This is a genomic window from Methylorubrum podarium (genome assembly GCF_040270385.1).
Lineage (GTDB): Bacteria > Pseudomonadota > Alphaproteobacteria > Rhizobiales > Beijerinckiaceae > Methylobacterium > Methylobacterium podarium.
In genome coordinates this window covers 16162-31065 of the sequence record NZ_JBELQE010000010.1, presented here as the reverse complement: position 1 = coordinate 31065, position 14904 = coordinate 16162, and the positions used below count along the sequence as shown (strand labels likewise).

Below are 14904 nucleotides of genomic sequence, written 5' to 3'. Positions count from 1 at the left end.
CACCACGGGCCTTGCGGCCGATGGATGATCGATGCGGGAAGCTCGCGACCGACAGGGACGTCAAGACGCCCATGAGCGACGCCGGGACGGGCGCTCCGAGGATGTCGTCGTCCTCGTCTCGGACCGCCGCGAGCGGGCGGAGCGTCTGGCCCGCGGCATCGCCCTCGTCCTGCCCTGCCGCGTGATCGAGCCCGGCGCAGGCTTGCCGGCCGGCCGGCTCATCGCCTTCGTCGTCGATCTCGCCACCGACCTGGCCGCCGACCGAGGCGCCGACCGGGGGCATGCCTGGGTCACTTGGCTCACCGCGAAGATCCGCGAGAGCGGGCTGCCCTGCCTCTATCTCGCCCGCGGCAACGCGGCCCAGGACGCCGCGGCCGTGACCCTGCTCGGCACGCCGACGGTGGTCGACCCGCGCCAATCCGCCGGCATCGTCCCGACGCTCCAACGCCTCGTCGCGGAGGGGAAGGCGAGAACGGCGCGGGGCGGTCCCGCAACCGGCGGCGCACCCCCCGAGATGCGGGTGGAGCGGGCCACCGCCCTCGTCACCCATCTGTTCGACAACGCCGCCGCCGGACGTCCGCCCAGCCCGGCGGAGGCCGAGGAGGGCACGCAGATCGTGCTCGACACGGTGTCCGAGATCGGCATCCGCCCCTGGCTCGACCTCGTCTGGCGCCACGACATCCAGGTCTACCAGCACTCCTTGAGCGTGGCGGGCTTCGCCGCGGCCTTCGCCGCCGAACTCGGCTTCTCCCGGGGCGACCGGCAGCGTCTGGCCAAGGCCGCGCTCCTGCACGACGTCGGCAAGGCCCTGATCCCCCACGCCATCCTCAACAAGCCGGGCGCCCTCACGGCCGAAGAGATGGCGGTGATGCGCACCCACGCCGCCCTCGGCGCCGACCTCCTGGCCAAGGAGACCGCCTTCGGTCCCGACATCCTCGACGTGGTGCGCTACCATCACGAGCGCCTCGACGGGTCCGGCTATCCGGAGGGCCTGACGGGGCCACGGATCGGCGATCTCGTGCGGCTCGTGGCGATCTGCGACGTGCATTCGGCCCTGACCGAGCGCCGGGTCTACCGGCCGCCGCTTCCCGCCGCCGAGGCCGCCGCGATCATGGAGGCCCAGGCCGGCCAGCTCGATCCCGACCTGCTCCGGGTCTACCGCCCGATCATCGCCCGCGCCGGCACCGCCGCGGGCGGCCCGTCCGTGCTCGACTGATCCCGGGATCCCGGAGGGATCATCCCTTCAACCAGGGCTCCGCCCTGGACCCGCGAAAAGGCCCGCCTTTTCGAAATCCGAATTCTTCGCAGCGCGATCAGATACGGGCTGCCACCCGCTCCGCCAGCAGGCACAGGATCTCGAAGGCGATGCCGGCGCCCGCCAGCGCCGTGATGCCGGCGGGATCGAGGGAGGGGGCGACCTCCACCACGTCCGCGCCGACGAGATCGAGGCCGCGCAGGGCCCGCAGCAGGTGCAACACCTCCCGCGTGGTGAAGCCGCCGACCTCCGGCGTACCGGTGCCGGGCGCGAAGGCGGGGTCGAGGGCGTCGATGTCGAAGCTGAGATAGGTCGGGCCCTCGCCGGTCACCGCGCGGGCCTCGGCGGCCACCTCCGGCAGGCCGCGGGCGCAGACCTCCTCCATGGCGATGATGCGCATGCCCTGCGCCAGCGCCCAGTCGTGCTCGTCGGCCGCGTCCATGCTGCCGCGCAGGCCGATCTGGATGCAGCGGCGCGGATCGAGCACCCCGGCCTCGACCGCGCGCCGGAACGGCGTGCCGTGGGTCAGCCGCGACCCGTCATACTGCGCATCGTCGGTGTCGCTGTGGGCGTCGATATGGATCAGGCCGAGCGGCCGCGCCGCCCCGAGCGCCCGCAGCACCGGATAGGTGACGAAATGGTCGCCGCCGACCGTGAGCGGCACGATCCCGGCCTCGGCGATCGGCCGGTAGAACGCCTCGATGCGCCGGGCCGTCTCGGCGGCGTCCACCGGGTTGACCGGCACGTCGCCGAGGTCGGCGCAGGCCGCCAGGGCGTAGGGCGCCACGCCGGTGACGGGGTTGAGCGCCCGCGTCCCGGTAGAGGCCTCGCGCACCGCCCGCGGCCCGAGCCGCGCGCCGGGCCGGTTGGTCGTGGCGCCGTCGAAGGGGATGCCGATCAGGCCGATCTCGACCCGGTCGGCGCCTTCGCCCGCCGCCTCGGCCGGATCGAGCACCGGAAGCCGCATGAAGCTCGCGATCCCCGAGAAGCGCGGCGTCACCATCCCCGAGGCCGGCCGGAACCGCGCCAGGCGTTGCGCCCGCGTCTCCGTCCCCTCATCCGCCATGACGATCCTCCATCATGATCCGCCCCCGGGCGGCGTCCGTCGCGATCCGCATCAAGCCGTCCGGAGCCTTCGCCCGCAAGCCTCTCCCGCCGGCACCGCCGGACCTGGGCGCGAACCTGGGCGCCGGAGGACCGGCCCGGCGCAGACTACGCAGATGCAACCGGGAGAGTGGATACATTCGCTTTCGATGACGTTGGGGATCCGGGCCCGTGATACGGCCAAGCCTTCTCGAGGGCGGATCGGCGTCGGAGGCGGCGGCTCGGGAGCGGCCGGCCCGATGCGCGCAGAGAGCAAGCGCACGGGGCGAGCGGACAAGGGATGACGGTTCATGGCAGCTCAGGTCGCGGTCATCGACCGTTCGGAGGCCGCGGATTGGGACGAGGCGCTCTGGCAGCAGCCTGAAGCCACCATCTACGCGGCGCGAAGCTGGGGCACTTACAAGAGCCGGCTCGGCTGGACCGTCCGGCGGGTCGCCCTGTGCGACAACGGCGAGGATCTCGCCTACATCCAGTATCAGGAGCGCCGGTCGGGTCCCTTGCGCCGGATCCTCGTGCAGGGCGGGCCGGTCCTCACCCTGCGCGGGCAGTCGCGGGCGGAGGCGGTGCTCGCCGCCTTCCTCGACCATCTCGCCCTGCGCCCGGTGGACGTGCTCGCGGTCAAGAGCTACCGGCCGCAGGATCCGGAGGGGGTCACCGCCCTGCTCGCGCACGCCTTCGTGCCCGTCATCGGGGGCAAGGATCACACGATCGAGCTCGACCTGACGCCGGGCACCGACGCGATCCTGGCCGCCGCCGACCGGCGCTGGCGGCGGGAGGTCAAGAAGGCGGAGGGTCAGCCCGATCTCGCGGCGGTCTTCCTGACGGACCGGGACGAGCGCCTGCGGGCCTACGACACCTTCGTGCGGATGTACGCCGCCCTGCAGCAGCGCAAGGGCTTCTCCGGCGACCTCGACACGGCCGCCTATCGCGACCTCGCCGCGTCCGACCCGCACCTGCTCTTCCTCGAGATCCGCGAGGGCGGGGAGCCGATCCTGGTGCGCATCGTCCACACCGCGCGGGAGCGCTGGACCGATTTCTTCACGGCCTCCAACGAGCGCGCCCGGGCGACCGGCGCGGCCAGCTTCGCCGTCTGGCGGATCATCGAGCGCGCCCGGCAGGAGGGCGCCCGCCGCTTCGATTTCGGCGGCGTCGACCCGGCCGGCAACCGCGGCGTCTTCGACTTCAAGCGGGCCCTGAGCCGCAACGTGATCCAGGGTGGCCCGACCTGGATCTACGCGCGCAACGCCGTCGTCCGCCGCGCCGCCGCGACCGCCCTGTTCCTGCGCCAGATCTGACCGCGGGCGTCGAGGGGCCGGGGGCACCGCCCCCTCGACGCCGCGGGTTCAGCCGCGCTGCTTCGCGCGCAGGCTGCCGGCGTCGCCCGACGTGTTCGTCATCGGCCCGGCTGGGCCGCTCGAATTGGCCTCCTCCTCGCCCGTGCGCCCTCCGCTTCGGCGGGCGCCGACATGGTCGTGGTACTGCTCGGTCTGGACGTGGCGGCTGTCGAGGCCGCGCTCGTCGGAGTGCCGGGACTTGTCGCGGTTGCTCAGCACCTCGTTCTCGCCGAGGATGCCCTCGGGCAGCTCGGTCATGGCGCCGCTGCCGTCGCCCTTGCCCTGCGCACCGGGACCCATGCTGTGCCGGTCGGCCTTGGCCATGATGTCGCTCCTGTCGCTGTGAGTGGCGTGGAGGAGGGATCTGGGCACGGGGTCGAAGAGAGCAAGCTGAGCAGGGGAAAACTCAAAGGTCTTCCGCCGAGGAACATTCTCGTTCCTCGGGCGATCGGCGCGTTCTTGTCTTGCCTTTCTTGCGGCTGAGGCGCGAGGCTCAGCGCGACGTCGCCGCCAGCAACTCCGCGAAGCGCGCCACCAGCCGCCGCCCGACCTCCTCCTTGCCGAGCTTCGGCCAGGTTTCGACATCTTTTCCGACGCCGCCCTCGCGCGCCACGAGGTGCACCGTGTTCTCGGTGCCGCCCATCACCCCGCCCCCCGCCGAGACGTCGTTGGCCACGATCCAGTCGCAGCCTTTTCGCGCGATCTTTCTCCGGGCGTTGCCGATCACGTCGTCGGTCTCGGCGGCGAAGCCGACGACCAGCGGCGGGCGTCCCTCGCTGCGGCCGGCGATGGTGGCGAGGATGTCCGGATTCTCGACCAGCTGCAGCGGGGCGGGGAGGCTGCCGTCCTTCTTGATCTTGCCCGCCCGCGTCTCGGCCGGGCGCCAGTCGCCGACCGCGGCGGCGAAGATCGCGAGGTCGGCCGGCAGGGCCGCCTCGACCGCGGCGAGCATCTCGCGGGCGCTCTCGACCCGCACCACGGTGACGCCCGCCGGATCGGGGATCGCCACCGGCCCCGAGACCAGGGTGACCCGCGCCCCGGCCTCGGCGGCGGCGGCGGCGACCGCGTGGCCCTGCCGCCCCGAGGAGCGGTTGGCGAGGTAGCGCACGGGATCGATCGCCTCGTGGGTCGGCCCCGAGGTGACGAGCACGTGCCGCCCCGCCAGCGGTTTTTTGACCGTCTCGCGTCCCGCCAGGAAGCCGAGGCCGGGGCTCTCGGCGCGCTGCGCCAGCAGGGTTTCGAGGGCGTCGGCGATCGCGTGCGGCTCGGCCAAGCGTCCGGGGCCGAATTCGGCCTCGGCCATGGCGCCCTCGTCGGGGCCGACCACGGCGACGCCGTCGGCCTTCAGGGTGGCGAGGTTGCGCTGCGTCGCCGGATGCAGCCACATCCGCACGTTCATGGCCGGGGCGATCAGGATCGGCAGGGTGGTGGCGAGCAGCACCGTCGAGGCGAGGTCCGGCGCGTGGCCGGTCGCCATCCGCGCCATCAGGTTGGCAGTGGCCGGCGCCACCACGATCGCGTCGGCGTCCCGCGCGAGCCGGATGTGGCCGATATCGGCCTCGCTCTCCCGGTCGAACAGGTCGGTATGCGTCCGCTCCCCCGCGAGCGCCGCCGCCGCCAGGGGCGTGACGAATTCCTGGGCCGAGTCGGTGAGCAGCGGGCGCACCTGCGCCCCGCGCTCGCGCAGGCGCCGGATCAGGTCGAGCGCCTTGTAGGCGGCAATCCCGCCGCCGACGATCAGCAGGACGCGGCGGCCGGCGAGGGATTTTGCGGACGGAGACGACATGGGCGCAGAACGGGGAATCGCGAGGCGCGCGTCAAGGGGAGGACGCTGGGCGAACGGCGACTTAGGACAGAGGGCGCCGTGCGGTATGGCGTATGCCGAGGACGATGACTTCGTTTTGACCGACGCTGTAGGTCACCGCATAGGGATAGGGGTTGGCGAGGATGCGTCGGATCCCGCGTCGTGCCGTGATGTGCCCCGCGAAAGGATGCAGCAGCAGAAGGTCCATCACCGCCTGCAACCGTTCCTGAACATGCCGTGCGCCCTGCGGATTATGCGCGGCGATATAGGTCAGTACCTTGTCGAGCTGACGGGCGGCCGGTCGGGAAAGGCGCAGTCTCACCGGCCAAACGTCTCACAGACCGTGCTTGGCCCAGATGGCGCGCACGTCCTCGTCGGTCGCGAAATCGCCGCGCGCCGCGGCCGCCTCCGACTCGTCCAACTCCGCCTCCTCCTCCGGGGTGAAGCGGTAGACGGCCTGCTCCTCGCTCGCGTAGCTCAGCACCATGCGTGCGATCGCGTCCTGCACCTCGGGCGGCAGCTTGCGGGCGGCGGTGATCGCCTTGTCGAGAAGGTCGGTCATGGGAGGGGAGTGTAGGGGAAATCCGGCGGTTGAGAAGATCCTCACCGGAACGCCAGCACCAGCGCCCCCACCGCGATCCCCCATAGGGCCAGGGTGGTCAGGATCGCGTGGCGCCGCTCCAGCTTGACCAGCCGCTCGATCGCCTTGGTGTCGCGCGAGCCCTCCTCGTCGAGGCGGATCATGATGCGGCGGATGCGCTGGGCGATGTCGGGGATGTCGGAGACGACCTCGGACAGGGTCAGCGCCGCGCGGCCCGCGCCCTCCAGCCGGCCGACGGGGCCGAGATGGCGGGTGATCCACGCGCGCACCACCGGCTCGGCGCCGGTCCACATGTCGAGCTGCGGATCGAGCGAGCGGGCGACGCCCTCCACCACCACCATGGTCTTCTGCAGCATCACCAGTTCGGTGCGGGTGCTCATGTCGAACAGGGCGGTCACGTCGAACAGGAGGGTCAGCACCTTGGCCATGGAGATCTCGTCGGCCCGGCGCTGGTGGATCGGCTCGCCGATCGCCCGGATCGCCTGCGCGAAGTCGTCCACCGAGTGGTGGCGCGGCACGTAGCCGGCCTCGAAATGCACCTGCGCCACCCGGCGGTAGTCGCGGGTGATGAAGCCGAGAAGGATCTCGGCGAGGAAGCGCCGCTCGGCATGGCCCAGCCGGCCCATGATGCCGAAATCGACCGCCACCAGCCGGCTCTGCGCGTCCACGAACAGGTTTCCGGGATGCATGTCCGCGTGGAAGAAGCCGTCGCGGATCGCCTGGCGCAGGAAGGACTGGATCACCACCCGGCCGAGCGCCCTGGGGTCGTGGCCCGCCGCGACGATGCCGGCGCGGTCGTTGAGGCGCACGCCGTCGATCCACTCGGAGGTCAGCACGTCGCGGGCGGTGAGCGCCCATTCCGGCCGCGGCGTGCGAAAGTCCTCGTCGCCCTTGGTGTTCTGGGCGAGTTCCGACATCGCCGCCGCTTCGAGCCGGAAATCCATCTCCATGGTGACGGAGCGGGCCAGGATCTCGACGACCTCGCGCGGGCGCAGGCGCTCGGCATCCGGCAGCAGCGCGTTGACGACGCGCGCCATGAACCGCATCGCCTGCAGGTCCTTGGCGAAGCGCTCGCGCACGCCGGGCCGCATCACCTTCACGGCCAGCGTGCGCTGGGTGCCGTCGGCGTCGAGCACGGTCGCCTTGTGGACCTGGGCGATCGAGGCCGCCGCCACCGGCTCGCTGAAGGCGGTGAACAGGACCGAGACCGGCTTGCCGAGTTCCGCCTCGACGACCCGCATCGCCACGCCCTGGGGGAAGGGCGGCACCCGGTCCTGGAGCCGCTCGAGGTCGCGGGCGGCGGCCATGCCGACGATGTCGGGGCGGGTCGCCAGGAACTGGCCGAACTTGACGTAGGAGGGGCCGAGCCGGGTCAGCGCCCGCTCCAGCGGGCTGGCACCCGGCGCCGCGGCGATGCCGCGCCGCTCCAGGAGGCGGCCGACTTTCAGCGCGAGCCGCAGGTGCGGCGGCAATTGCGCCGCGTCGATCAGGGCGAGCCCGCCCTCGCGGGCGAGCACGAAGCCGACATGGGCGCCGCGGGCGAGGTGGAAGACCGCGCCGAGCATTATCGCCACCTCTGCGGCAGTCGCTCGAAGAGCGAGGGCACCGGCGGCGTCTGAGGCTGAGAAAAAGTCAAGAAATCTTCCAGCCGGAATGGATCGCGACGATGCCGCCCGAGAGCCGGCGGTGGCTGACATGCGCAAAGCCCGCCGCCTCGATCATCCGGGCGAAGGCCTCGGGGGAGGGGAACTTGCGGATCGACTCGACGAGGTACTGGTAGGACTCGCGGTCGCCCGCCACCCGCTCGCCGATGCGCGGGATCACGTGGAAGGAGTAGGCGTCGTAGATCTTTTCGAGAACCGGCAGGTCGACCCGCGAGAATTCCAGACACAGGAAGCGCCCGCCGGGCTTGAGCACCCGGTGCGCTTCCCGGAGCGCCACGTCGATGCGCGGCACGTTCCGGATGCCGAAGGCGATGGTGTAGCTGTCGAAATGGTTCGCCGGCAGCGGCAGCGTCTCGGCATTGCCGGTCACGAAGTCGATGCGGCCGTCGTAGCGATGGCCCGCCCGCTCGGCGCCGACCCGCAGCATCGCCTCGTTGATGTCGAGCACGGTGACGTGGGTCTCGGGCCCGCCCGCCTCCAGGGTGCGGAAGGCGATGTCGCCGGTGCCGCCGGCGACGTCGAGATGGCGGTGGGGCCGCGTGCGCGACGGGCGCAGCATCGAGATCAGGTGCGACTTCCAGGCCCGGTGCAGCCCGCCCGACATCAGGTCGTTCATCAGGTCGTAGCGGCGCGCGACCGAGCGGAACACGTCGTCGACGCGGGCCTGCTTCTCGGAGAGGCGCACGCGCTCGTAGCCGAAATCGGCGGTGGCTTCCGTGTCGCCGGCTCCCGCGTCCGTTCCGCTCATCCGATCACACCCTGCGCTCGCCCGCAGCCGTCCGCGGCTTCGGCCGAGCCTCCTTAGCGAATGCCGGCTGGAACCGCCATGCGGCAGCGGGGATGGGGAGGGGCCGACGAGGGCGCGTTGTCCGCGCGGGGGGCGACGGGGGAGGGCGTCACGAGGCGACGGCGATGATCCTGTCGGCCAGATGGTTGGCGTTCCTGATGGCGTACATCGTGGAGAAGTTCTCGGACTCGGCCAGGATCAGGTCGTCCTTGAGCGAGAAATACTCCGCTTGTCCGCCGCTGACGCGGTCGAGCAGCAGGAAATTGCTGTTCAGGAATTCGTTCAGCGTCAGAACGACCCGTCTCGCGGAGGTATGCGGCACCAGCGCGAGGGTGTGGAACGCCGATCCGGCCGTCCCCACGATGAGTTCGGCCCTGCGGAAGAGGTTGACCTGCTCGGCGAGGCCGAGGCTTTCCGGGTGGACGACGGCGAAGCCGGCCTGCCTCATCCTGAGGTCGATGAAGGCCTCGCTGTCCAACCCGGTCACGCCGGAATGCAGGCGGGATTTCGAGAGATAGACCTTCTTCGGCACCGAGGTCGCGACCGGCGCGACGTTGCGCCCGATCGCCGACAGGGCGGTCGCGTGATGCGTCCAGACGCTGTGCTGCTCGTAGAAGGACGGTTCGGGAACGACGACCCGCCTGATGCGGGTCGGCCGATCGAAGGAGAAGCTGCGGTTCTCCAGCCCGGCGCAGCGCAGAAGTTCGAGGATGTAGCGGGCCCCGTGGTCCTGAACCGCGGGCACGGAGTGAAACAGCACCGGGGCCGAGCCGTCGATGGCCCAGCAGCGGGCCAGGGTCGTGAGCAGGAAGTGGCCGTAATGCGCCAGCAGAGGCCCGCCGTAGACCATCGTGTCGAAGGGGGCGGTGTCGAGGGCCTCGCCGTCGATGGCGATCCGCTCGCTCTGGCCGACAAGGGTAAGGTCGACGCCCCGCCGAAACGCCGCTTCCGGGATGAGATGCCCGTCGGCGGTGTAGAGGCCCCAGCGGGGATCGTGGTCGAGCAGCTTTCCCGCGGTGAACGGGAGGTAGATCACGTCGTGGTACGTCTTCGATGAGACGGTCTCACGCGTCTGGTTCGCGCCCCACAGCTGCCGGCAGCGGTCGAGGGAGGCGACCTCGGGGCTGGGAGAGAAGAAGGCGAGGATCTGGTCTTCCAAGGCGCTGAGGGCGATGGGATGGAACGTCCCCCTGATCTCGGCCACCAGGGTCAGGTCGCCGCGGCCGAGAGGCGGCAGGGCTGGGAGCCGGAAGCAATAGCCGTGGTCGCCGGCGACGCCGATCGCGTTGACGTCGTGCCGGGCGAGGTTCGCCCGCAGGCGCATCAGCATGGTCCCGCGCCAATGCACCTCGACATAGGCGCTCTCGCCCTGATGCAGGAAGTCGCAGATCCAGCCGTGCAGGCGTCCGTTCGCGAAGCCATCGAGGCTGCCGATGACGACGGGCGGCGGCTCGATCGTCCGGCGCTTGCGAAAGACCATGGTCACGACCCTGGTGGCGGGGCGCCCTCGCGTGACAGCAGGGGCGTCAGCCCGCCCGCAGCGCCCCGCCGACGAGCCAGGCGGGGTCGAACCAGCGGTCGGCCTCGCCGTCGTAGGGCAGGCGGGTGATGTCCCAGTGCTGGATGTACTTCGCGTAGACGTTCCACACCGCGATGCCGCCGCCGACGAAGATGCGCCGGCCGGGATAGCGCTTCAGCACCTCTTCCGGATCCTCGTGCGAGCGGATTACGTCGATGGTGCGGTCCTTGAACGCGAATTCCGGCACCGAGGCCACGGTCTTCGGCCCGGCGATCAGCACGTGGCCCATGGTGAGCGCGAAGAAGCGCGTCACGTCCTCGACGAAGAGCGGATCGGTGTTGCCCTCCCAGGGGAGATGCCCGTTGAGGCCGAGCTGGCCCCGCTGGCCGATGGCGCAGATGCAGCGGACGTCGATCATGGAAGAACCCTACAAGCCCAAGAAGACGGGCTCCGCCCGTCACCCGCCGGGGCCTTGGCCCCGGACCCCCTTACTGGGGTGCGGAGAACGCGAGAACCCGGTCGCTCGGGAAATCGTAGAGTTTGCCCGTCTCGTTCCATTCGGGCGAGGCGAGGCGCACGAAATGCGGGCTCAGATCCTCCGGGGTCCGGAGCGTCGCCGGATCCTCGCCCGGCATCGCCGCCGCGCGCATGCGGGTGCGCAGCGGGCCGGGGTTGAGCAGCATGGCGCGCACCCGCGTGCTCGCGTTCTCGGCGGCGTAGGTGCGCACCATCGCCTCCAGCGCCGCCTTCGAGACGGAATAGGGCCCCCAATAGGCCCGGCACTTCGCGGCGGCGCCGGAGGAGACGAAGATCGCCCGGCCCGCATCCGAGCGCTGCAGCAGCGGGTCGAACGACCGGATCAGGCGCCAGTTGGCGGTGACGTTGATCGCCATCACCTGGTCCCAGACCTTCGGCGTGACGTGGCTGACCGGCATCAGGTTGCCGAGGATGCCCGCATTGCCGACGACGATGTCGAGCCGGCCCCAGCGCGCGTCGAGCGCCGCGCCGAGGCGGTCGATGGCATCGAAATCGGTGAGGTCGAGGGGCACCAGCGTCGCGTTGCCGCCGACCCGCCGGATCGCGTCGTCGAGCTCTTCCAGGCCGCCCTGGGTCCGGGCGACGGCGACCACGTGGGCGCCGGCTTGCCCCAGCGCCAGCGCCGCGGCCCGGCCGATGCCGCGGGAGGCGCCGGTGACGACGGCGACGCGGCCGTCGAGGATCCTGTCGGCCATGCGCTCAGTCCGCCTCGGCCAGCATCGCGAAGCGCTTCGGCCCGGCGATCGCCAGGTCGGTCAGGCCGGTCGGGTAGTCGCCGGTGAAGCAATGGTCGGTGTATTGCGGGCAGGCCGCGTTGCGCTCCTCCTCCCCCATCGCCCGGTACAGACCGGGGATCGACAGGAAGGCCAGCGAATCCGCGCCGATATATTTCCGCATCCCTTCGAGGTCGTGGGTGGCGGCCAAGAGCTTCTCGCGCTCGGGCGTGTCGATGCCGTAGAAATCGGGATAGGTGATCGGCGGCGAGGCGATGCGGAAATGCACCTCGCGGGCGCCGGCATCGCGCATCATCCGCACGATCTTCACGGAGGTGGTACCGCGCACGAGGCTGTCGTCCACGAGCACGATGCGCTTGCCCTCGACCGCGGCGCGGTTGGCCGAGTGCTTCATCCGCACCCCAAGTTCGCGCACGGTCTGGGTCGGCTGGATGAAGGTGCGCCCGACATAGTGGTTGCGGATGATGCCCATCTCGAAGGGCAGGCCGGCCGCCTGCGCGAAGCCGAGGGCCGCGGGCACGCCGGAATCCGGCACCGGGATCACCACGTCGGCCTCGGGCAGGGCCTCGCGGGCGAGCTCCTCGCCGATGCTTTTCCGCACGGCGTAGACGCTCTTGCCGTTCACCACCGAATCGGGGCGGGCGAAGTAGATGTACTCGAAGATGCAGGGGCGCATCGGCCGCGCGTCGGCGAAGCGGATCGACTCGACCCCCTCTTCCGAGATCACGACCACCTCGCCGTTCTCGACGTCGCGGACGAAGCGGGCGCCGATGATGTCGAGCGCGCAGGTCTCGGAGGCGAGGATGTAGCGCCCGTCGAGCTCGCCGAGCACCAGCGGGCGGATGCCGAGGGGATCGCGGGCGCCGATGAGCTTCTTGTTGGTCAGCGCGACGATGGCGTAGGCGCCCTCGATCTGCTGCAGCGCGTCGATGAAGCGCTCGACGATGCGGGGTTTGCGCGAGCGGGCGACCAGGTGGAGGATCACCTCGGTGTCCGAGGTCGATTGGGTGATGGCGCCGTCGCGCACGAGGTCGCGGCGGATCGAGAGCGCGTTGGTGAGGTTGCCGTTATGCGCGACCGCCAGCCCGCCGCCGGCGAGTTCGGCGAACAGCGGCTGCACGTTGCGCAGGATGGTGCCGCCGGTGGTCGAGTAGCGCACGTGGCCGATGGCCGAGCGCCCGGCGAGCCGCTCGATCGTGGCGCGGTCGGAGAAGGAATCGCCCACGAGACCCTGGCGGCGCTCGGAGTGGAACACGCCGTCGTCGTAGGAGACGATGCCCGCCGCCTCCTGGCCGCGATGCTGCAGGGCGTGCAGCCCGAGCGCCACGATGGCCGAGGCGTCGTCGTGCCCGTAGATGCCGAAGACGCCGCATTCCTCGCGAAGCGTGTCCCCGTCGATGTCCGGATCCCGGACGTCGGCGCTCGCGCTGACAGCTGACATGTCGATCTCGAATCCTGGGGGCGCGCGGGTCTCGCGGGCCTCGCATCCGGCACGGCGGGAAACGGCCGAAGGCGCCGCCGCCCGCGATCTCTGCCGCGAGGGGTGACGCCGGGACCGTCGTGAAACCGTTACCTAGGCGCGGATCGCGTCGCAACCAAGACCGATTCCAGCATATCCTTCGCCCTCCGCGCGCATCGCTCGCGCAGGCCGGAGATTCGGGGATCGGCCCTTCGCCTCAGAGCATCGTCCTGGATGTCGGATCCGGGACGATGCTCCAGGTCTTTGATCTCGCATCGTGTTTTTCCGAAAGCCGGCGGCCGCCTTTCGGGACGATGCTCTAGCGCTTCGGCTCGGGGCCGGCCTCGCTGCGGCGCTGGGCCGGGAGGTCGGTCTCCGGCGGCGGCTCCTCGGCCGGCCCGTCGCCCTTCGGCTTGCGGAACTGCTTGAGGAAGCCCTCCGGGTTGTCGGGCAGTTGCGCCACCAGCGCCTCGCCCGAACTCTCGAGCAGCGACCGGCTCTTGGCCTGCGCCGCCCAGTCCGGAACCTTGCCCTGGACGAGCCAGGCCAGGAACACCCAGCCGATCACGCAGATCAGGAAGCCGCGGCCCGCCCCGAACAGGAAGCCGAGCGAGCGGTCGACGGCGCCGATGCGCGAATCGAGCACGAGGTCGGAGATCTTCACCGTCACCAGCGAGACCACGATCAGGGTGGCGAGGAAGATCGCGGCGATGGAGGCGACGAGCGCCACCGTGTCGCTGGAGATGTGCTGCTTGACGGTGGGCAGGAGCAGCGGGTGGAGCGACCACGCCACCGCGGCGGCGGCCACCCAGGCGATGATCGCGAGCACCTCGCGGGTCACGCCGCGCACGGCGGCGAGCAGCGCCGAGACGAGCACGATGCCGAGCACCACGAGGTCGAGGACGGAAAACGGCATCGCAGGATATGGTTCGCTGGGGCGGGACGGGGCAGCCTTGCCCGGACGACGACGGCTCCCCCGGGCCGCGCATCCGCTCTGGTCTTTAACCATATACCCCGCCGAACCTCGGCCGTCACCTTCGGGGCGGCGGACCTGCGTCGATCGGAGCTGATCGGGTCATCGACACGCCCGCTCGGAGCCGTTCCCGATCACGTTGCCATCGGACACGGCTCTCAGTTCCCGTCTTGACGCACCTTCTTGCGCCGAACCGGGTTCCACTTCGGCGGAGAACGCTCCGGACGCCCCGCCATGGGCCGGCGCCGGCCGTCATATTCGATCCATCGCCGGAACGACGCGGGGCCCGGTCAGCCGACGCGCGGGTTCACCGCGACAATCCCAGCTTGCGGCCGGCGGTGCGCAGGACGTGGCCGGGCAGCTTGCGCACCAGATGCTTCATGAGGACCACGTCGTATCCCGCCATCTCGAGGTACTTCGCGGGGTGGATCGCGTCGATCAGGGGATTGGACGGCGCCGCGGCAATCTCCGCGCGGCAGATCCCGATCAGATCGGATCGGTCTTGTTTCACATAGACGAAGGCGTTCTGCCGGTAATAGTAGATCACGTGATCGTTGTTCCAGAACTTCGGCCTGATGAGATCGAAGAGGATGTAGCCCTCATCGGCGAAGATCGTCTGCCAGTAGCTCTGCCATTGCTCGTTGATGTGCATGAACCCGCCCTGGAGCGGTGTTGCCGCGCCGAAGATGACCAGATCGCTGGCGCGGCAGAGCGACTGGACGAAGGTCCGGGACGCATCGGTTCGGATGTGTTCGCCCACTTCGAGCGACAGCGCCATGTCGAACCGGCGCCCCAGATCGAGGGGCCGATCCAATTCGTGCACGTGGAAACGGTCGCGCGGGATCTTGATCCTGCTCAGATCGGTCCAGGGTCCGTCGACCGCGGCAACGTCCTGTACGCCGAGTTCGGATGCCGTGTGCGCCCAGTTGCAGTAGCCGGCTCCGACATCGACGAAGCTATCGGGATTGAATGTTTCGATCAGATACGGAAGAATTTCTCTGGCGGATGGAAGTGAAACAGATGTGCTTCGATCATGCTTGGCCTGATCATACGCCATATGCATTCCCCCTGATTCGAAACAGGTTCCGGCCTCCAGCTTCGGGAATGATATTTTCGCTGTGTGAGAAATGCAA

Annotated in this window: 15 protein-coding genes; 2 read left to right on the top strand and 13 right to left on the bottom strand. The window is 70.3% G+C overall.

Annotated features, from left to right (window positions below; genetic code table 11):
- Positions 1 to 31: 31 nt before the first annotated feature.
- On the top strand, positions 32 to 1216 hold the full coding sequence (locus ABS772_RS01105; protein ID WP_350391726.1) for an HD-GYP domain-containing protein: 1185 nt from the start codon (positions 32 to 34) through the stop codon (positions 1214 to 1216).
- Between the two features lie 97 nt (positions 1217 to 1313).
- On the opposite strand, the gene speB is transcribed toward ABS772_RS01105, so the two are convergent.
- Positions 1314 to 2321, bottom strand: coding sequence for an agmatinase (gene speB / locus ABS772_RS01100; RefSeq protein WP_350391725.1), 1008 nt, complete (start codon positions 2319 to 2321; stop codon positions 1314 to 1316).
- Between the two features lie 328 nt (positions 2322 to 2649).
- Here speB and ABS772_RS01095 point away from each other — a divergent pair, with 328 nt between their 5' ends.
- The gene (locus tag ABS772_RS01095; protein WP_350391724.1) at positions 2650 to 3654 is read left to right on the top strand and encodes a lipid II:glycine glycyltransferase FemX; all 1005 of its coding nucleotides are present in this window, start codon (positions 2650 to 2652) and stop codon (positions 3652 to 3654) included.
- 48 nt (positions 3655 to 3702) lie between these two features.
- On the opposite strand, the gene ABS772_RS01090 is transcribed toward ABS772_RS01095, so the two are convergent.
- From ABS772_RS01090 to ABS772_RS01035, 12 genes are all read right to left on the bottom strand, one after another.
- Positions 3703 to 4017, bottom strand: a complete 315-nt coding sequence (locus ABS772_RS01090) for a hypothetical protein (RefSeq protein WP_350391723.1) — start codon at positions 4015 to 4017, stop codon at positions 3703 to 3705.
- Positions 4018 to 4186: 169 nt separating this feature from the next.
- Positions 4187 to 5479 (bottom strand): bifunctional phosphopantothenoylcysteine decarboxylase/phosphopantothenate--cysteine ligase CoaBC, encoded by a 1293-nt coding sequence (gene coaBC, locus ABS772_RS01085; RefSeq protein ID WP_350391722.1) that lies wholly within the window; start codon positions 5477 to 5479, stop codon positions 4187 to 4189.
- Between the two features lie 61 nt (positions 5480 to 5540).
- A complete protein-coding gene (locus ABS772_RS01080) occupies positions 5541 to 5819 on the bottom strand; it encodes a type II toxin-antitoxin system RelE/ParE family toxin (RefSeq protein ID WP_350391721.1) in 279 nt (92 codons plus the stop codon).
- 12 nt (positions 5820 to 5831) lie between these two features.
- Entirely contained in the window at positions 5832 to 6059 is a 228-nt protein-coding gene (locus ABS772_RS01075; RefSeq protein WP_238255433.1) for a hypothetical protein, read from the bottom strand.
- A 41-nt stretch (positions 6060 to 6100) separates the two neighbouring features.
- Complete coding sequence (gene ubiB, locus ABS772_RS01070) at positions 6101 to 7663, bottom strand: 2-polyprenylphenol 6-hydroxylase (protein ID WP_350391720.1); 1563 nt, start codon at positions 7661 to 7663, stop codon at positions 6101 to 6103.
- A 67-nt stretch (positions 7664 to 7730) separates the two neighbouring features.
- Positions 7731 to 8510 carry a bifunctional demethylmenaquinone methyltransferase/2-methoxy-6-polyprenyl-1,4-benzoquinol methylase UbiE gene (gene ubiE / locus ABS772_RS01065; RefSeq protein ID WP_350391719.1) on the bottom strand — a complete coding sequence of 260 codons (780 nt, stop codon included), beginning with the start codon at positions 8508 to 8510 and terminating at the stop codon, positions 7731 to 7733.
- A gap of 148 nt (positions 8511 to 8658) precedes the next feature.
- Entirely contained in the window at positions 8659 to 10029 is a 1371-nt protein-coding gene (locus ABS772_RS01060) for a glycosyltransferase family 61 protein (protein ID WP_350391718.1), read from the bottom strand.
- 46 nt (positions 10030 to 10075) lie between these two features.
- Entirely contained in the window at positions 10076 to 10486 is a 411-nt protein-coding gene (locus ABS772_RS01055; RefSeq protein ID WP_238255064.1) for a dihydrofolate reductase, read from the bottom strand.
- Positions 10487 to 10556: 70 nt separating this feature from the next.
- Positions 10557 to 11300 (bottom strand): SDR family NAD(P)-dependent oxidoreductase, encoded by a 744-nt coding sequence (locus ABS772_RS01050; protein WP_350391717.1) that lies wholly within the window; start codon positions 11298 to 11300, stop codon positions 10557 to 10559.
- Positions 11301 to 11304: 4 nt separating this feature from the next.
- Positions 11305 to 12780, bottom strand: a complete 1476-nt coding sequence (gene purF / locus ABS772_RS01045; RefSeq protein ID WP_350391716.1) for an amidophosphoribosyltransferase — start codon at positions 12778 to 12780, stop codon at positions 11305 to 11307.
- Between the two features lie 337 nt (positions 12781 to 13117).
- Positions 13118 to 13714 carry a CvpA family protein gene (locus ABS772_RS01040; protein WP_012456115.1) on the bottom strand — a complete coding sequence of 199 codons (597 nt, stop codon included), beginning with the start codon at positions 13712 to 13714 and terminating at the stop codon, positions 13118 to 13120.
- A gap of 364 nt (positions 13715 to 14078) precedes the next feature.
- Positions 14079 to 14828 carry a hypothetical protein gene (locus ABS772_RS01035; RefSeq protein WP_350391715.1) on the bottom strand — a complete coding sequence of 250 codons (750 nt, stop codon included), beginning with the start codon at positions 14826 to 14828 and terminating at the stop codon, positions 14079 to 14081.
- Between the last annotated feature and the right edge of the window lie 76 nt (positions 14829 to 14904).